Source organism: Rubrimonas cliftonensis (assembly GCF_900107585.1).
Taxonomy (GTDB): Bacteria; Pseudomonadota; Alphaproteobacteria; order Rhodobacterales; family Rhodobacteraceae; genus Rubrimonas; species Rubrimonas cliftonensis.
The window spans coordinates 96,819-114,833 of record NZ_FNQM01000007.1 but is presented as its reverse complement, the minus strand read 5'-3'; the positions used below and the strand labels follow the sequence as shown (position 1 = coordinate 114,833).

At 73.5% G+C, this 18,015-nt stretch carries 16 protein-coding genes and 1 tRNA gene; 11 read left to right on the top strand and 6 right to left on the bottom strand.

Going from position 1 to position 18,015, the window contains the following annotated elements:
- Window positions 1-11 precede the first annotated feature (11 nt).
- From BLW43_RS12965 to BLW43_RS12955, 3 genes are all read right to left on the bottom strand, one after another.
- Window positions 12-1,517 carry a SulP family inorganic anion transporter gene (locus tag BLW43_RS12965; protein WP_093254072.1) on the bottom strand — a complete coding sequence of 502 codons (1,506 nt, stop codon included), beginning with the start codon at window positions 1,515-1,517 and terminating at the stop codon, window positions 12-14.
- A gap of 150 nt (window positions 1,518-1,667) precedes the next feature.
- On the bottom strand, window positions 1,668-2,903 hold the full coding sequence (locus BLW43_RS12960) for a DUF2254 family protein (protein WP_093254070.1): 1,236 nt from the start codon (window positions 2,901-2,903) through the stop codon (window positions 1,668-1,670).
- Window positions 2,900-3,736, bottom strand: coding sequence for an SDR family NAD(P)-dependent oxidoreductase (locus BLW43_RS12955; protein ID WP_093254068.1), 837 nt, complete (start codon window positions 3,734-3,736; stop codon window positions 2,900-2,902). The genes BLW43_RS12960 and BLW43_RS12955 overlap by 4 nt, the downstream gene beginning before the upstream one ends.
- A gap of 100 nt (window positions 3,737-3,836) precedes the next feature.
- Between BLW43_RS12955 and BLW43_RS12950 the strand changes: the two genes are divergently transcribed.
- Window positions 3,837-4,964, top strand: coding sequence for an AI-2E family transporter (locus BLW43_RS12950; protein ID WP_093254066.1), 1,128 nt, complete (start codon window positions 3,837-3,839; stop codon window positions 4,962-4,964).
- A gap of 9 nt (window positions 4,965-4,973) precedes the next feature.
- Complete coding sequence (parC, locus tag BLW43_RS12945; RefSeq protein ID WP_093254063.1) at window positions 4,974-7,205, top strand: DNA topoisomerase IV subunit A; 2,232 nt, start codon at window positions 4,974-4,976, stop codon at window positions 7,203-7,205.
- Window positions 7,206-7,337: 132 nt separating this feature from the next.
- Here the strand turns inward: parC and BLW43_RS12940 are convergent, their stop codons facing one another.
- The 3 genes from BLW43_RS12940 to BLW43_RS12930 form a co-directional block, all read right to left on the bottom strand.
- Entirely contained in the window at window positions 7,338-7,526 is a 189-nt protein-coding gene (locus tag BLW43_RS12940; protein ID WP_093254061.1) for a hypothetical protein, read from the bottom strand.
- A 276-nt stretch (window positions 7,527-7,802) separates the two neighbouring features.
- Entirely contained in the window at window positions 7,803-9,434 is a 1,632-nt protein-coding gene (locus tag BLW43_RS12935; RefSeq protein WP_175478886.1) for a caspase family protein, read from the bottom strand.
- A 153-nt stretch (window positions 9,435-9,587) separates the two neighbouring features.
- Window positions 9,588-9,663 (bottom strand) — tRNA-Lys (locus BLW43_RS12930).
- A gap of 159 nt (window positions 9,664-9,822) precedes the next feature.
- On the opposite strand from BLW43_RS12930, the gene BLW43_RS12925 reads away from it, so the two are divergent.
- The 9 genes from BLW43_RS12925 (at window position 9,823) to BLW43_RS12885 (ending at window position 17,959) form a co-directional block, all read left to right on the top strand.
- Window positions 9,823-10,008: a Flp family type IVb pilin gene (locus BLW43_RS12925; protein WP_093254057.1), complete on the top strand. Its 186-nt coding sequence runs from the start codon at window positions 9,823-9,825 to the stop codon at window positions 10,006-10,008.
- 96 nt (window positions 10,009-10,104) lie between these two features.
- Window positions 10,105-10,578, top strand: coding sequence for a prepilin peptidase (locus BLW43_RS12920; RefSeq protein ID WP_093254055.1), 474 nt, complete (start codon window positions 10,105-10,107; stop codon window positions 10,576-10,578).
- Window positions 10,578-11,444 (top strand): Flp pilus assembly protein CpaB, encoded by an 867-nt coding sequence (cpaB, locus tag BLW43_RS12915; protein ID WP_093254053.1) that lies wholly within the window; start codon window positions 10,578-10,580, stop codon window positions 11,442-11,444. The genes BLW43_RS12920 and cpaB overlap by 1 nt, the downstream gene beginning before the upstream one ends.
- Window positions 11,441-12,781, top strand: a complete 1,341-nt coding sequence (locus BLW43_RS12910; protein ID WP_093254051.1) for a type II and III secretion system protein family protein — start codon at window positions 11,441-11,443, stop codon at window positions 12,779-12,781. Before cpaB ends, BLW43_RS12910 begins: the two co-directional genes overlap by 4 nt.
- Entirely contained in the window at window positions 12,778-13,236 is a 459-nt protein-coding gene (locus BLW43_RS12905) for a hypothetical protein (protein ID WP_093254049.1), read from the top strand. The genes BLW43_RS12910 and BLW43_RS12905 overlap by 4 nt, the downstream gene beginning before the upstream one ends.
- Before the next feature lie 31 nt (window positions 13,237-13,267).
- Window positions 13,268-14,539, top strand: a complete 1,272-nt coding sequence (locus BLW43_RS12900; RefSeq protein WP_093254047.1) for a CpaE/TadZ family protein — start codon at window positions 13,268-13,270, stop codon at window positions 14,537-14,539.
- The gene (locus BLW43_RS12895) at window positions 14,536-16,002 is read left to right on the top strand and encodes a TadA family conjugal transfer-associated ATPase (RefSeq protein ID WP_093254046.1); all 1,467 of its coding nucleotides are present in this window, start codon (window positions 14,536-14,538) and stop codon (window positions 16,000-16,002) included. Before BLW43_RS12900 ends, BLW43_RS12895 begins: the two co-directional genes overlap by 4 nt.
- Window positions 16,003-16,004: 2 nt before the next feature.
- On the top strand, window positions 16,005-17,006 hold the full coding sequence (locus BLW43_RS12890; protein WP_093254044.1) for a type II secretion system F family protein: 1,002 nt from the start codon (window positions 16,005-16,007) through the stop codon (window positions 17,004-17,006).
- Complete coding sequence (locus BLW43_RS12885; protein ID WP_093254042.1) at window positions 17,003-17,959, top strand: type II secretion system F family protein; 957 nt, start codon at window positions 17,003-17,005, stop codon at window positions 17,957-17,959. Before BLW43_RS12890 ends, BLW43_RS12885 begins: the two co-directional genes overlap by 4 nt.
- Window positions 17,960-18,015: the final 56 nt, after the last annotated feature.

Here is an 18,015-nt window from a genome sequence, read left to right as displayed (position 1 = left end):
GCGCATCCCCCTCAGTGGCCCATCAGCTTTTCCAGCGCGCCGGGCCTGTCGGCCTCGCCCAGCCGGTCGACGATGGTCGCGCTGGCCTCGTTCATCCCGACGAGGCGCACCTCCGCGCCCTCGCGACGGAACTTCAGCACGGCCATGTCCACCGCGGCGACGCTGGACACGTCCCAGATATGGGCGCGGCTCATGTCGATGGTGACGCGCTCAAGCGCCTCGCGGAAGTCGAACGACTTCAGGAACGCCTCGCTGGAGGCGTAGAAGAGCTGCCCCTCCACCGTATAGGTGCGCGACCGCCCGTCGGCGCCGGCCTGCGACGTGACGCGGAACACCTGCGCGATCTTCGCGGCGAAGAAAACGCCCGAAAGCAGCACGCCGATCCCGACCCCGATCGCGAGATTGTGGGTCGCGACGACGCCGACGACGGTGGCCAGCATCACCACGCTGGAGCTGAGCGGGTGCTCGCGCAGCGCCGCCAGCGAGCGCCAGCTGAACGTGCCGATGGAGACCATGATCATCACCGCCACCAGCGCCGCCATCGGGATGATCGCGATCAGGTCGCCGAGGACCACGATGAAGAACAGCAGCAGCACGCCTGCGGCGAAGCAGGAGAGCCGCCCGCGCCCGCCCGACTGCACGTTGATCACCGACTGGCCGATCATCGCGCAGCCCGCCATGCCGCCGATGAAGCCCGACGCGATGTTGCCGAGGCCCTGGCCGACGCATTCACGGTTCTTGTCCGACGTCGTGTCGGTCAGGTCGTCGACGATCTGCGCCGTCATCAGGCTCTCCAGCAGGCCAACCACGGCCACCGCCAGCGAATAGGGCAGGATGATCAGCAGCGTCTCCAGCGTGAGCGGGATGTCGGGGATCAGGAACGCCGGCAGGGTCGAGGGCAGCTCGCCCATGTCCCCCACCGTGCGGACCTCCCATCCGAAGGCGACCGCCGCCGCGGTCAGCGCGACGATGCAGACCAGCGGCGCCGGGACCGCCCTGGTCAGCATCGGCAGCAGGTAGAGGATGGCGAGGCCGGCCGCGACCATCGGATAGGTAAGCGTCGGCACGCCGATCAGCTCTGGAACCTGCGCCATGAAGATGAGGATCGCCAGCGCGTTGACGAAGCCGGTCATCACCGATTTCGAGACGAAGCGCATGACGCGGCCGAGCTTCAGCATCCCCGCGCCGATCTGCAGCACGCCGGCCAGCACCGAGGCGGCGAGCAGGTACTGCAGGCCGTGGTCCTTCACCAGCGTCACGAACAGAACCGCCGTCGCCGCGGTCGCCGCCGAGATCATCCCCGGCCGCCCGCCGGCGATGGCGGTGACGACGGCGATGGCGAAGGAGGCGAAAAGGCCGACCTTCGGATCGACGCCGGCGATGATCGAGAAGGCGATCGCCTCGGGGATCAGCGCCAGCGCGACGACGAGGCCCGCCACGAGGTCGGCCCGCGGCTGACCGATCCAGTCGCTCCGAAGCCGCCCCCAGTCGATCCCCGTCCGTGCAGCCGGCGCCATGCGACCTCCCCGTGCTTCCCGCGCGCCGGCGCGAACCCGTGCGCGGCGCATCGGGCGGGACTAACGGTCGCAGGCCGATGTTGCAACCGCGAAGGGATTTGCGCGCGCGGAGGCGCTGGGCGGGGGGCGCTGGGCGGGGGGGGGCGCCGCTCAGTCCGGCGCGTCGAGCGTCTCGATGACGAGATCGAGGGCCGGGCGGTCGCGCGGGCCCGCCCGCTCGCGCACGGCTTCGGCGACCCTGCGGTAGTGCGCCCGCACCTCGCTGTCGCCGCGGGAATGCCAGGCGAGGGGAACGAGGGCGCGGTCCGCGAGCAGCGCCATCTCCAGCGGGCGCAGCACGAGGCGCAGCGCGCCGTCGCCGTCGGCCCGCGCGTTCGGCGCGGGGTCTCCCGTCGCGAGCCGCGCCGCCGCGTCCATCAGGCGGTTGATGCAGGCGATGGCCGTGCCGGGGTCGTTCACGCCCGGCGAGAGCGCCCGGATGCCGCCTTCGGCGAGCGCGCGGGCCTCGTAGAGCGCGCCGGTGCCGGTCTCTGTCCGGTTGCTCAGCCCCATGGCCCGGGCGACGGCCAGCGCCTCGTCGTCGGCGGCGTCAAGCGGCGCGGGGCCGGCACCGACAAGCCGCGCCAACGGCTCGTCGGCGAGCAGGAACGCGCCGGGGGCGGCGGCAAGGGCCAGCACGCCGCCGCGCCGCTTCGCGATGGCCACGAGCGCCGCCTCGTCGATCAGGCCGACATAGCCGGAGAAGGGGCTGAGGAGCAGGCGGTCGGCGGGGTCCGCCGGCGGCGCCGCCGCGCGGCTGCGGCGGGCGCCGGGCTTCAGCTCCGCCGCGAGCGCGCCGCGCAGGGCGTCGCCGCGCCGCGCCACCATCTCGTCGGGCCGCATCACCTCGGTCATCCGATGGGCGAAGGCGACCACGACGCCCAGCGTCAGCGTCGCGAGCGTCAGGGCGACCGGCGTCGCGAGCCCGAGCCGCCACGTCTCGCCGCCGCCGAAGCTCAGCGAGGCGGCGCAGAACAGGAAGGTCGCCAGCGTCGCGCCGGTCAGCACCTGCACGATGGTCTCGCGCAGCACGAAATCCAGCATCCGCGGGCTGAGCTGCTGCGCCGTGAGCGACAGCGCCACGAAGGTGAGCGAGAGCACGATGGAGAAGACCGAGATCACCGCGCCCGCGACGGCCGAGAGCGCGGCGCGGGCGCCGTCCTCGTCGAGCGGGCCGAGCAGTCCGCCGAGCCAGCGCGCCTGCTCCGGCACGACGTTGAGGCCGAAGGCGGCGCCGAGGCCCATGGCGCCGAGCAGGATCGGCGTCATCCAGAAGCCCGAGAAAATCCGCCGCAGCGGCGCCGGCGTGACGCGGCGCACTGCGCGCCCGATCAGGGTGGAGTTCATTGCTTCGCCATCAGCCAGTCGAGCGCGGCGCGCGGCGCCAGCCGCTTGAGCGCCGCCACCGCATAGGTCGGCGTCGTCACGTAGTAGCGCGCCTTCGGCCGCGGGCTCTCGACGGCGTGGACGAGCTTCCGCGTGACTGCGGCCGGCGGCAGGGAGAAGGCGTTTTCCTTCGCATTCTCGCCGTAGCGGGCGTCGATGGCGGCGTAGTCGGCGCGCCGGGCCGAGGCGTCGCGGTCGATCCAGCGGGCGAACTGGGCGCGCGCGTTCTCGTTGAACCTTGTCGCGACGGGGCCGGGCTCGATCAGGCTGACGCGCAGCGGCTCGCCGCGCAGCTCCAGGCGCAGCACGTCGGCGTAGCCCTCCAGCGCGTGCTTCGTGGCGACATAGGCGCCGCGCCAGCGCACCGGCGCGAAGCCCAGCACCGAGGAGCAGAACACGAGCCGGCCGCCCCCCCCGGCGGCGGCGTGGGCGCGCATGGCCGGCAGCAGCGCCCGCGTCAGGACGTGCCAGCCGATGAAGTTCGCCTCGAAGATCGCGCGCAGCGCGTCGGTAGGCAGATCCTCGATGAAGCCGGGAATGGCGTAGGCCCCGTTGTGGAACGTCGCGTCGAGGCGGCCGTCCGTGCGCTCCAGCGCCGTCGCGGCGGCGGCGAGAACGCCGCCCTCGTCGGCGTAGTCGAGCGCAAAGCTCTCCAGCCCCTCGCCGCGCAGGCGCTCGCAGTCAGCCTCGGCGCGGCATGTCGCGAGCACGCGCCAGCCGCGCGCGCGCAGGGCGCGGGCCGCGTCTAGCCCGATGCCTGATGAGCAGCCGGTGATCAGGATGCTGCGCGTCATCGCCCTTGCGCCTCCACATTCTCGTCGCGCGGGTATAACCCTCTGGCTCGTCGCGCGGGTATAACCCCCTGGCGCGCGCAAACGCCATGGAGCCTTCGCCATGCCGCGACAGACCACGCTGGAGACGCAGGCCGACGAAACGGCCGCCCCGCAGCCGGATCGCCCCCGGCGTCGCATGACGCTGCGCGACCTGTTCTACGGGCTCGGCTTCGTCGTGCTGCTGATCGCCGCGCTGACGCTGGGGCGGCCCTACCTCACGCCGATCGCCGTGGCGGTGCTGATCTGGTTTCTCATCAACGCGCTGGCGGACGCGCTGAGTTTTCGCGCCCCGGCGCTGCCCCGCGCCGTCTGCACCGCCGCGGCGATGGGCGTGCTGCTGGTCGGCGTGCTGGCGGTGATCCAGATCGTCGCGCGCAACGTCGGCGCGCTGACCGAGGGGCTCGCCGGCGTGGACGAGCGGCTTCTCGCGGCGGCCAATCAGGCGATGGCCGCGGTCGGGCTGGCCGGCCCGATCGATCTGGAGGCGATTCTCTCCGGCTACGACCTCGAGGGCGTTCTGACGCGCGTGCTGTCGGCGGCGCGGGAGCTCGTCGGCGGGGTCGCGCTGGTGTTTCTCTACGTCATGTTCCTGCTGGTCGATCAGCGCTACTACGAGGCCAAGCTGCGCGCGCTGGCGCCCGACCCCGAGCGCCGCGCGTGGCTGCGCGCGACGCTCAAGCACATCGCCGACGAGACGCGCGCCTATCTGTGGCTGATGACGCTGATCTCGCTGGGGGTCGGCGTCGCGACGGGGCTGACGCTGTGGGTCTTCGGCGTGGCAGGGGCGGCCTTCTGGGGATTTCTCGCCTTCGGGCTGAACTTCATTCCGACCATCGGCTCGATCCTCGGCGTGGCGATCCCCTGCGTCTATGCGCTGCTGCAGTTCGAGGATCCGTCGCGGCTGCTGGTCCTCATCCCGGTTCTGGCGGCGATCCAGTTCACCGCCGGAGAGGTGGTGCTGCCGAGGGTGATGGGAGACCGGCTGAACCTCTCGGGCTTCGTCATCCTGCTGCTGCTGGTGGTGTGGGGCGCGATGTGGGGGCCTGCCGGGATGTTCCTCGCCATCCCCATCACGGTGATCCTGATGATCGTGTTCAGCCAGTTCCCGCGCACGCGGCCCATCGCGCTGGCGCTGTCGAGATCGGGGCGGCTGGCGGAGCCGCTGGACCCGGTCGAGGACCGGCGCTAAGCTACATCTATGACCGATACGCCCGACCTCCCCGACATATTGCATGAACCGCTGAGCCGGGCGCTGGGCGAGCGCTACCTGCAATACGCGCTCTCGACGATCATGCACCGCGCGCTGCCCGATGCGCGCGACGGTCTGAAGCCGGTGCATCGCCGGGTTCTGTTTGCGATGCGACAGTTGAGGCTCGATCCGGGCAGCGGGTTCAAGAAATCGGCGCGCGTCGTTGGCGATGTCATCGGCAAGTTTCATCCACATGGCGAGTTGAGCGTGTACGATGCGCTGGTTCGTGCGGCGCAGGACTTCAGTCTTCGGTATCCGCTGATCGACGGACAGGGCAATTTCGGCAACATCGACGGCGACAACGCAGCCGCCCAGCGCTACACCGAGGCGCGGCTGACGGCGGTGGCGGCGGCGATGCTCGACGGGCTCGACGCCGACGCGGTGGACATGCGCCCGACCTATGACGGCTCCGAGGAGGAGCCGGTCGTGCTGCCGGCGGCCTTCCCGAACCTGCTGGCGAACGGGGCGAGCGGCATCGCGGTCGGCATGGCCACCTCTATCCCGCCGCACAACGCGGGCGAGCTGTGCGCGGCGCTGCTGATGCTGCTCGACAACCCCGAGGCTGGCGACGACGCGCTGGCGCTGAAGGTGCAGGGGCCGGACTTCCCGACCGGCGGCGTGCTGGTCGAGCCGCCGGAGGCCATCGCGCAGGCCTATGCGACGGGGCGCGGCGGCTTCCGGCTCAGGGCGCGCTGGCAGGTGGAGGACCTCGGGCGCGGCGTCTACCAGATCGTCGTCACCGAAATCCCCTATCAGGTGCAGAAGTCGAAGCTCGTGGAGCGGCTGGCCGAACTCGTCACCACCCGCAAGGTTCCGCTGCTGGCCGACGTGCGCGACGAGAGCGCCGAGGACGTGCGGCTGGTGCTGGAGCCGCGCGCCCGCACGGTGGACGCCGCGGTGCTGATGGAGACGCTGTTCCGCCTCAGCGACCTGGAGCTGCGCTTCCCGCTCAACATGAACGCGCTGATCGACGGGCGGACGCCCAAGGTCTGCTCGCTCAAGGAGCTGCTGCGCGCCTATCTCGACCACCGGCGCGAGGTGCTGCGGCGGCGCTCGCGGCATCGGCTGGCGAAGATCATGGCGCGGCTGGAGGTGCTGGACGGCTACATCATCGCCTTCCTCAACCTCGACCGCGTCATCGAGATCATCCGCACCGAGGATGAGCCCAAGCCGGTGATGATGGCCGAGTTCGGGCTTACGGACGTGCAGGCCGAGGCGGTGCTGAACCTGCGGCTGCGCGCGCTGCGGCGGCTGGAGGAGATGGCGCTCAGGCGCGAGCGCGACGAGCTGACCGCCGAGCGCGGGGCGCTTGAGGCGCTGCTCGGCTCCGACGAAGCGCAGTGGCGCGCCATCGCCGACGAGATCCGCGAGACCGACCGCCGCTTCGGCCGCGACGCGCCCGGCGGGGCGCGGCGCACGGCGCTGGCGGAGGCGCCGAGCGTGGAGGCGGCGAGCCCGGAGGCGATGATCGACCGCGAGCCGGTGACGGTGATCTGCTCGCAGAACGGCTGGATACGCGCGCTGCGCGGTCATCAGCCGCTCGATGCGGAACAGAAGTTTCGGGACGGCGACGGGCCCCGCTTCGCGCTCCACGCCGAGACGACGGACAAGCTGCTGGCCCTGTCGGCTTCGGGGCGCGTGTTCACGCTGTCGGCGCATCTTCTGCCCGGCGGGCGCGGCATGGGCGAGCCGCTGCGGCTGATCGTCGATCTGGCGCAGGACGACGACATCGTGGCGCTCGTGAAGCACCAGCCGGGGGAGAAGCGGCTGCTGGCCTCCTCCGCCGGGGACGGCTTCGTGGCGGCGGAGGTCGATCTCGTGGCGCAGACGCGCGCGGGCAGGCAGGCGCTGAACCTCGGCCCCGGCGCGACGGCGCGGGTGTTCGCGCCGGTGGCGGGCGATGCGGTGGCGGTGGTGGGCGAGAACCGCCGGCTGCTGGTGTTCGCGCTGGAGGAACTGCCGGAGATGACGCGCGGCAAGGGCGTGCGGCTGCAGAAATACAAGGACGCCGCCCTGAGCGACGCCGTGGTGATCGACATGGCGGCGGGCCTGAGCTGGAAGGAGAACGGCGGGCGCACCCGCACCGTCGCCGGCGACGACCTCGCGGAATATGTCGGCAAGCGCGGCTCGGCGGGGCGGATGGCGCCGCGCGGCTTCCCGCGCGACAACCGCTTCGGCTGACGCCGGCTCAGGGGAGCCCGACGGCCAGCGCGTCGCAGTGGCCGTCGATCAGGTCGACGCGCCGGCGCAGCACCTCGGGATGGCCCCGGTTGACGCGGCGGCGGCCATGGACGGCATTCCTGACCACGCCCGTCAGTCGCGCCTTTTCAGGAGCTTGAAGGCGCAGATGCGGACGAGCGCATGGCCCTGCGCCGGCAGCGCCTCCGGCGCGGCGCGTTCGCCCGGCGCGGCGCTCTCCGCCTCCAGCCGGGCGAGGAGCAGGGCGGCGCCGTCGGCGAGGCCGGGGGACGTCGCTGGCGCCTCTGCAGGGATTTCTGTCATGGCCTGCGGCGACCCCGACGCGCGGCCCGCCGGCGGACGAGGGGACGCCGGGCATCGCGAGGAACGCCTGGAGTTGGCCTTATCGGCCGAGGCGTCGCCTCCGCCTGCGGGAACGGCGGCGATCCGGGTCGGGCAAGGCCCTGACGGCCCGCCGAAACCACCGGCGCAGCGTGCGCCGACGCGCTGGCGCGCGCATCGACCTGCTTCGCGACGCATTCCGGGCGCGCTGGGCGGCTGCGGGGCTTCGCCGGGGCGGCCCGCGCCCCGGCGAAGCCGTCAGCGCGTGGGCGTGGGCTTGATCAGGTCGCCCACGTCTCCGAGGAATCGCTCGATCAGCGTGCCGCCCCTCGGGTTCGACGCTTCCTCGGTGGTCGCGCTCGGCGCGACGGCGCGCTGGTAGGTCTTCTGCGGGGTCTGGCGGGCCTGGCGTGCGGCGCGCGCGCGCCAGGCGTCGAAGGCCGGCTGGCTCTCGCTGAGAAGGTGCGCGTGCTGCTGCGCGCCCAGCACGCCGGTGGCCGCGTAGCCGCGCGCGCCCTGCCACGCCGAGATGGCGGCGTAGGTGTTCGCGCCGAACACGCCGTCGACCCCGCGCGGGTCGAAGCCGACGAGGTCGAGCCGCCGCTGCACGTCGAGCCTGTCGGACCGGTTCAGACCTTCCTGGTAGGCGAGCGCGGCGGCCTCCGGCGACGCCTGAACCTGGGGCGGCGCCGGGACGGCGAACTGCTGCGGCGCGAGCTGCGGGGGAGCCGCGCCGCCAGGCGGGGCGCGGTCCTGCGGCTGGGTCAGGGCCGCCATGTCGAAGAGCGTTGGATGCAGGGCGGCCGCCTTGCGCTCGGCCGTCGTGACAGCGGCGGCGCCGGACACTTCGGCAGCCGCCATCGACGCGACGCTGGCTTCGGCGAGCGCGCAGCCATGGCCGCCGGGGCAGTGCGTGGCGATGTAGGCGCGGAAGGCGGCGGCGGTGTTCATCTGCGTCGCAAGCCGCCAGTCGAGCAGGTCGGTGTCCACCGGAGACGGCGCCGGCTGCGCGCCGGCGGCCGCCCGGTCCTGGCCGTCGCCGCCGAGGGCGGCGAAAAGCTGTGGGGCGGCGGGCTCGGCGGCCGGCGCCGGCCCGGCGAGCTGGATGACCTCGCGCAGCGACGAGTTCATCCATGGGATCTGCGCGCCGCCGGTCGCGTCCTGCACCGCGGCGTTCACCCGCGTCATCGCGTCTGTCAGGCTGACGCCCCGCGCGCCCAGATGCGTCAGAAGCGCGGCGGTGTAGGGGCTGTGCTCGCCGGCGCCGTCGCTCGCGACCGCGCCCGGCGAGGTGGCGTAGCCGAGCAGCGAGCCGGTCTCGACCTGGTCGATCTGCGCGAGGCCGCGGCCGATGCCGCGCGTGCCCTGCGACACGGTCATGCGCGCGGCCAGCGGGTTGTCGCGGCAGGCGTCGAGCAGGACGATGCGGGTGGACGCGACGGAGGCGAATCGCATCATGGTGTCGAGATCGACGGCCTCAAGCGGCAGGTCGAGCTCATCCTGGAGCCTCGCGTCGACGGGCAGCAGGTAGTTGACTCCGCCGACCTCGAGACCGTGGCCGGCGTAGAACACCGCGGCGATCTCGGACCCGCGGGCCTGCCGCCCGAAGAGCGCCAGGGCGCGGTTCATGCCCGCGAGGTCGAGATCGACGAGGCCGGGACCGTCGGGCCCGGTGTTGACGACCTCGAATCCCATCCCCTCCAGCAGCGCCGCCATCGCCCGCGCGTCGTTAGCGGGGTTGGCGAGACCGGGGCTGTAGGCGTAGGCGCCGTTGCCGATCACGAGCGCGACGCGCCTACCGGCGTCTCCGGGCGCGGCGGCGGCGGCTAGCGCCAGGGTCAGAAACGCGGCTGTCGAAAGAACGACGCCGAGACAACGCGCAAAAAACATGGGCGACCCGCCGACTGCTGGAACAAAGCGGCATTCTCCGCCGATCGGCCGTCGCACGCAACGATTCGGGTCCGTGCCCGACACGCCGCGCATGGAGGCGCGCCTCGCGGGAGCGGGCCCCATTGCTCTGAAGCCTCAGGGTTTCCGCGGTCGTGGTGAGCCGGGTGGGACTCGAACCCACGGCCGTTCGATTAAAAGTCGAATGCTCTACCAACTGAGCTACCGGCTCGACCGACGCGGGGAGTACGCCGCGCGCCGCGACGGGTCAAGCGCGGCGGCGGGCGGCGGCTGTCAAGTCGTCCAGGGCGCAAGGCGCCGCAGTGAAACCAAAACTTCACGCCTTGTCGGCTAGGACGACTGCAGATCTTTTGAATCGGAGCGTCGAACCATGAACATCCTGATCCGGCTGCACGCGCTGCTTTGCGACCGTCGCGGCATCTCCGCCGTCGAGTATGCGATCCTGATCGGCGTCGTCGGCGTCGGCCTCGCCGCTACGCTCGGCAGCGTCGACGACAGCATCGGCACCTTCGTGCAGGCCCAGATCACCGCGCTGACCGCCGCAACAGCGGAGTAGCCCGGGCTGGCGCCCGCTCGCCGAGAACAGAAGCGGCCGCGGCGCGCGACGCCGCGGCCCATGGCTGGGTAGTACGCCCGACAAAGGACGACCGACTTGGAGCAACCGTCGATCATCGCGCTTGGTCTACTCGCCGCCGCCGCCGCGTGCGACGCGGCGCGCCGGCTGATCCCCGACGCTGTGAGCGTCGCGCTGGCGATCTCGGGCGCGGCGTGGAGCGTGTGGCACATGGGGCCTGCGGGCTTCGGCGCGACCGCACTTGCGGCGGCGGCGGTGTTCGCCGGCGGCGCGGCTCTGTTCTTCGTTGGGGCGATGGGCGGCGGCGACGTCAAGCTGGCCGCGGCGGCGACGCTGTGGCTGCCGGTCGCGGCCGTCCCCGATTTCCTGCTGCTCACGAGCCTGTTCGGAGCGGCGCTGGCGCTCGCCTACGGGGCGGCGCGCTTCGCCGCCGCGCTGGCGGGCGGCGCGCCGGGCGGGGCTGCGCTAGTCCTCGCGCGCCGCGCGCAGGCGCCCTACGGCGTCGCCATCGCCGGCGCGGGCGCGCTCATCATCTCGGCGGGAGCGGTCTGATGGGCGCGCTCTCCCGCATTCTGATCCTCCTGCTGCTGATCGCGGCGGCGGGCGTCGTTTACGTCGCCTATGGGCCGCGCCAGGCTGCCGAGGCGATCGAGGCGCCCCGCGCGCGGGTGCGCGTCGCCGCCGAGCCGCTGGTGGTGGGCACCTTCCTGACTGACGCGCGGGCCCCCTTCGCGCCGATCGAACCGGCGCTCGTCGAGGACGACTGGATCGTGGAGGGAGAGTCGGACCCGCTGGGCGCCGTCATCATCGCCCCCGTGCCAGCAGGCGTTCCGGCGCCTCGGTCCGCGCTGCTGGCGCCCGGCCAGGACGGCTTTCTCGCCGCTGTGCTGCGGCCGGGCTACCGCGCCGTGGCGCTGGCGGTGAACGAGGTGACCGGCGCGGCGGGACTGATCTTCCCCGGAGACCGGGTCGATCTGCTGCTGACGCAGGAGATCGAGGTCGGCGCCGACGTGGCGCCGGGGCGGCGCTGGGCCAGCGAGACCATCCTGCGCGACGCCCGCGTGATCGCGGTCGACCAGCGGCTCGGCGGGGCCCTCGCCGCCCGCAACCGGGAGGACGAGCGCGAGGCGGCGCCGCGGACCATCACGCTGGAGGTCACGTCGGCGGGCGCGGAGCGGATCGCCGTGGCGCGCAACCTCGGCTCGCTGTCGCTGACGCTGCGCTCGCTCATCGTCGAGGGCGAGGCCGCGCCCGACCCAGACGACGAGAGCGGGCCGACCTGGGCGCAGGACGTCTCCGCCGCGACGCGCGCGGCTTCGGGGCGGGCGGCGCCGGCCGACGACGGGCCGGCGCCCCCGGCCATCAGCCCGCGGGTCACGGTGATGCGCGGCGGGCGCAACGAGGAGATCGCGCAATGAAGTTGGTCATGGCCGCGGCCGCAGTCCCGGCGGTGGCGCTGGCGCTGGTTGCGACGCAGGCGGCGGCGCAGGTTCGCGGCGCGCTGACGCTCACGGTCGGCGAGGCGGAGCTGGTCTCGCTGGCCGCGCCGGCGGCGACCGTCTTCATCGCGCATCCCGACGTGGCGGACATCCAGATCGCCGGGCCGCAGTCCGTCTTCGTGTTCGGCCAGAGGCCCGGCCGTACGACGCTCTTCGCGCTCGACGAGGCGGGCGCGCCGATCGCGGTGCGCGACGTGCGCGTGGAGGTGGAGCTGACGCAGCTGCGCGCGCTGCTGGCGGCGCGGTTTCCGCGCACGCCCGTGCGCCTCTCCTCCGCGCCGGGTTCGGTGATGATCGAGGGCGACGCCGCCGACCCGCTGGAGGCCGAGGCGGTCGCCGCGACCGTCGCCGGCGCACTTGGCGAAGGGCTTTCGGTGATCAACCGCATGACCGTCAGCGCGCCGACGCAGGTGAACCTGCGGGTGCGGGTGGCGGAGGTGACGCGCGACCTCGACCGCCGGCTCGGGATCAACTGGCAGGGCGTTCTGAACGTCGGCGCCGTGACCTTCGGCATCGCCACGGGGACCGGGCTGGCCGTGCCGCTCACGGCGACCGCGGGCGCCTACGGCCTGATCTCCGGCGGCGTCTCGACGGACTATCTCGACCTCAACGCGCTGCTCGACGCGCTCGACCGCGAGGGGCTGGCGCGCACGCTGGCGGAGCCGAACCTCACCGCGCTCTCGGGCGAGACGGCGAGCTTCACCGCAGGCGGGGAGTTCCCGATCCCGGTCGCGCAGGACGGCAACCGCACCACCATCGAATTCAAGCCCTTCGGCGTGATCCTCGACTTCACGCCCACCGTGCTCTCGCCCGACCGCATCAGCCTGCGGGTGCGCCCGGAGGTGAGCGACATCACCTCCAACGGCGCGATCGAGGCGGAGGGCTTCGAGATACCCGCGCTCATCGTGCGCCGCGTCGACACGACGGTGGAGCTGGCGAGCGGCCAGAGCCTCGTGATCGGCGGGCTGCTGCAGCAGAACACGCGCGACGTGGTCGAGAAGCTGCCGGGACTCGGCGACCTGCCCGTGCTCGGCGCGCTGTTCACCTCGACGCGCTACCAGAAGGCGGAGACGGAGCTGATCGTGACGGTGACGCCCTATGTGGTGCGGCCGACCCGGCCCGACGCGCTGCCGACGCCGGTCGGCGGGCCCGCGGCGGGGCAGTCGCTGGAGGCGCTGCTGGCGCGGCGCGCCCGCGGCGGCGGCGCGGGCGCGACGGCGGGGCGTCTGCACGGCCAGGTGGGGTTCGTGTTTTGAGCGCGCGCGCGGCATCGGCCGGCGCGGCGGCGCTGGCGCTGGCGGCTCTTTCGGGGTGCGTCGCGCCGCCGTTCCCGGATCGCGCGCCCTACGCTTATGGCTGGGCGCCGAAGATCGCCGAGGCGCGCGCGGCGGCGGAGGCGGCCGGCGACCTCGATCGTCTCGAGGCGCTGGACCATGTCGACGCCTCGATCTGCCCCTCATGGGACGACGTGCGGATGGATCACCCGTTCGACGCCGCGCTCGGCAACCCGTCGCCGGCCGACGGCCGGACGCTGGGCTGCCACACCGAGCGGGCGCTCGACGCCATGATCGCACGCCGCGAGGATCTCGCGCCCCGACCGCGCGCGGAGAGCCCGGCGCCAGCGGCGGCGCTGGCGCGCTCGGTGACGCGCCATCGCGAGACCGGTCCCGCGCCGCTGCCGGAACGGACCGCGACAGTGGAGGGCCTGTGATGGCCGCGCCGCACGGGTCGGGGAGGCCGTCGTGACGGAGGGAGCGAGCGACGCCAAGGCCCCGGGCGAGGCCGCGGGGCGGCCGGCTCCGGCGAGCCGCGCGACCGCGCCGCGCAAGGGCGCCGGTCCGCGTCACGAGGTGCTCGCCGCCGTCGCCGACCCCGCGACCGCAGCGATGCTGTCGGACTATCTCGCGGCGGCGGTCGGCCCAGGGCGGGCGCTGGCGTTCCGCGGCGGCGTCGACCGGCTGATCGATCAGCTGGAGAAGGCCGACGCGCCGCCCCGGCTGGTTATCGTCGATCTCAGCGGCATCGACACGCCTCTCAGCGAGATGGATCGGCTCGCCGAGGCCTGTGACCCGGGTGTGACCGTGCTGGCCATCGGCGACCGCGACTCGGTCTATCTCTTCCGCGAGCTGGTGCGGGCCGGGGTCGCCGACTACCTGCTGAAGCCGGTCTCGCCCGAGCTTCTGGCGCCCTATGTCGAAAGTGTCCAGCCGGCGCTGCGCGAGGCGGGCCTCGGCGCGCGCCGAGGACGGCTGATCGCCTTCGCCGGCGCGCGCGGCGGCGTCGGGACGACGACGCTGGCCGTGGCGACGGCGTGGCGGCTCTCCGCCGTGCGCAAGCGCCGCGTGGCGCTTGTCGACCTCGACCTGCATGGCGGCGCGGCGGGCGCGCAGCTCGGCGTGCAGACCGGCGGGCTGATCGACGCGCTGGCCAACGCGCAGCGCCTCGACGCCGTCTATCTTGAGCAGGCGATGGCGCAGGCGGGACCGCGGCTGTCGCTGCTGGCCGACGAGGCGCCGCTCGGCGCCGCCGCGGCCATCGACCCCGACGCGCTGGAGACGGTGCTGGAGCGCGTGGCGGAGCAGTTCCATTTCGTGGTCGTCGACATGCCGAGACGCTTCGGGCCGGTGTTCGCCGGCCTTTTCGGCCGGGCGCGCAACCGGGTGATCGTGACGGACCGGACGCTGGCCGGCCTGCGCGACGGCGCGCGCCTGCTCGAGCTTGCGAAGTCGGGCACCGGCGGCTCGATGCTGGCGCTGAACGACCACCATCCGGGCCTGCGCGGCGCCGTCGACGAGGCGCTGACGGCGGAGGCGCTGGGCCGCGCGCCCGACCTCGAGATCGCCTACGACCGCACGGCCGCCCAGCGCGGCGACAATCTCGGCGAGCCGCTGGCGGCCGGGGGCGGGCCGATCGCGCTGGCCGCCGAGCGCATCGTCGCGGGCATCTCGGGGCTTGCGCCGAGCCGGCCGACCGGCGTGCGGCGGTTGATCGCCAGCGTGCTGGGACGGCGATGAGCTTCGGCCGCCGTCAGCCGCGGCGCGTCGAGCCGCCGGAGGCCCCGCCGGCCGTCGCCGCGCCCGGCGGCCACGGCGGCGACGCCGACGGCGCGGCGGCGCGTCCGGCCCAGCAACACGCTGTGTCGGCGGCCCCGGCGGCCCCGGCTGGGTCGGCGGCGCCGCGCGCGGATCGCGCGCCGCTCCCGATCGAGGAGGGCGCCGTCAGCGACGCCGCCTATGGCGCGGTGCGCGCGGCCATGATGGCGCGCATCAACGTCTCCGCCGCGGTGCTGGGCGGGCGCGACGCGATGGAGCGCGAGCTGCGCCCGCTGGTGGGCGAGATCGTCGTCGACCAGCGCCTGCGCCTCAGCCGCGCCGACCAGGACGCGCTCGCCAAGCGCCTGCTCGACGACATGTTCGGCCTCGGCCCGATCGAGCCGCTGCTGGCCGATCCGACGATCACCGACATCATGATCAACGGCCCCAAGCAGGTCTATGTCGAACGCGCAGGCAAGCTGACGCTGACCGACGTGACCTTCGCCGACAACGCCCAGCTCACCAACATCGCCCAGCGCATCGCGGCCTCGGTGGGCCGGCGGGTGGACGAGGCGAGCCCGCTGGTGGACGCCCGGCTCGCCGACGGCAGCCGCGTCAATATCGTCACGGCGCCGCTGGCGATCGACGGCACGGCGGTCTCGATCCGCAAGTTCGCCAAGAATCGCATCTCGCTGGCGCAGATGGCGCGGCAGGGCAACCTCTCGCACCAGATGGCGCATGTGCTGGAGATCGCCTCGCGCATCCGCCTCAACGTGATCATCTCGGGCGGCACCGGCTCGGGCAAGACCACGCTGCTGAACGCGCTCTCGGGCTTCATCGGCGCGGGTGAGCGCGTCGTCACCATCGAGGACGCCGCGGAACTGCAGCTGCACCAGCCCCATGTCGTGCGGCTGGAGACGCGGCCGATCAACATCGAGGGCAAGGGCGGCATCGACCAGCGGCAACTGGTGGTCAACGCGCTGCGGATGCGGCCCGACCGCATCATCCTCGGCGAGACGCGCGGGCCGGAGGCCTTCGACGTGCTGCAGGCCATGAACACCGGCCACGACGGCTCGATGACGACGATCCACGCCAACACCGCGCGCGACGCGCTGGTGCGGCTGGAGAACATGGTGATTTCCGGCAACCCGAACCTGCCGCTGCGCTTCGTGCGCGCGCAGATCGTCTCGGCCGTGCATCTGGTGGCGCAGGTCAGCCGGATGCGCGACGGCGTGCGGCGCGTGACCGAGATCGTGGAGATCAGCGGCGCCGAGGGCGAGGTCGTCACGACGCAGCAGCTGTTCCGCTTCGTCAACGAGGGCGGTGCGCCGGGCGAGGGGATTCGGGGCCATTTCGCGTTCACGGGCATCCGCCCCGCCTTCGCGCGCCGCGCGTCCGACTACGGGCTCGACGCCGAGCTCGAATCGCTGATGCAGGCGGACTGAGCATGGCGGTCGAGGCGCTGCGCACCGTCGCCGAGCAGCTCGCGCTGAGGCCCATGCCGGCGCTCGGCGCGATGATGGTCTGCGCGCTGGCGCTGGCGCTCTGGAGCGAGGTGCGGCGGCGCGCGGGGCCTCGGGCGCGCATGCGTGCGCGGCTCGCGGCGCTCGCGCTGCGGCGCGCCGGGAGGGGGCCGTCGAACTCGGCGCTGGCCGAAGAGTGGCGCATGTTCGAGAACCGCGCGAGCGGCTTCGGCGGCGCGGCGCTGCAGCGGATCGAGGCGTTGGCGGCCGGCGTCGGCGGCGTCAGGCCCTTCGCCTGGCTCTGCGGCGGCGCCGCCTTCGCCGGGCTGGCGGCCGGAGGCGTATCGTTCGCGCTGGGGCTGCCCGGTTTCCACGACGCCCTCATCGCGCTGGGCGCCGCTTTGGCGGCGGGCTGGATCGGCCATGGCGAGCTGCGCCGGCGCTGGGCGGTCGCCTTCCTCGACCAGCTGGTGGAGGCGGTCGAACTGCTCGGGCGCGCCGTGCGCGCCGGCAACCCGGCCAGCGGCGCGGTTCGGCTGGCGGGGCGCGAGCTCGAAGCGCCGGTCGGTCCGGTCTTCACGCGCATCGCCGATCTCGACGACCTCGGCGTGGACCTGCGCCGGGCGCTGCGGCGCGCCGCCTACGAGGTGAACCTGCCCGACTTCACCTTCCTCGCCATCGCGCTCGTCATCCAGCGCGAGACCGGCGGCCAGATCTCCGACAGCCTCGACAACCTCCACACCGTGCTGCGCAAGCGCAAGGAGACGCGGCTCAAGGCCCGCGCGCTGACCGCCGAGGGGCGGATGTCGGCCACCATCGTCGGGCTGATCCCGCTGGTCGCCGGCGTCGCGGTCTATCTGCTCGACCCGGCGCAGTTCGGCCTGCTGCTGGCGGAGGGACCGGGGCGAACGATGCTGATGGCCGCCGTCGGACTGCTCGCGGTCGGGATGCTGATCGTGCGCGCGATCGTGACGGCGCGGCCATGACGGACGCGGCGACGACGGACGCGGCGACGACGATCGCCCTGATCGGCGGGCTGGCGGCGCTGGCGGCGGTGGCGATGCTGGTCGATCGGCGCGCCGCGCGGCGCAGGCGGGTCGCGGCGCGGATGGCGCTGGCGCTGCGCAGCGCGGACGCCGACCCCGCCGCCGACCTGCGCGGCGCGCTGGCGCGCGCGGCGCAGGACGCGCTCGGGCCGCTCGGCGCGATGCTGTCGCGCGCCTTCTTCCCGCGGGAGAGGGAGCGGGCGGAGATCGCGGCGCTGCTGGTCTCGGCGGGTTTCCGCGACCCCGGCGCGCTGCGCTGGCTGGCCGCGGCGAAGTTCGTCGTCGCCGGGCTCGGGGCGGTCGCCGGCTATGCGGCCACGCGCCATGCGCTGTTCGAAGCGCCCTCGACGATCCTGATCGCCGCCGGGGCAGGCTTCGGGATGATCGTCGGCGCGATCCTGCCGGAGCTGGCGCTGCGCCGCCGGCGCGAGGCGCGGCGGCGGCGGCTGCGCGACGCGCTGCCCGACGTGATCGACCTGATGGTGATCGCCTCCTACGCGGGGCAGAGCCTCGACATGGCGCTCGACCGCATCGCGCGAGAACTCGCCGCCTTCTCGCCGGACATGGCCGGTGAGATCGCGGTGACGACCGCCGAGCTGCAGGCGCTGCCCGAGCGCGCCGACGCGCTGAGCAACTTCGCCGCCCGTCTCGACATGCCGGAGGCGCGCGCCTTCGCCATGACGCTGACGCAGACCATCCGCTACGGCTCCCCATTCTCGCAGTCGCTGCGCGCGCTGGGCGCCGACCTGCGGCAGGCGCGGATCATCGCGCTGGAGGAGCGCGGCGCGAAGATGCCGGCGCTGCTCACGCTGCCGCTGATCGTCTTCATCATGCCCGCGGTCTTCGTGGTGGTGGTGGGGCCGGCGGCGCTGTCGATGATGGCGCTGTTCTGACATGGCCACCGCCGCCGCCCGCAACCCTTCCCCGACCGGGGCCGACCGAGGAGAAC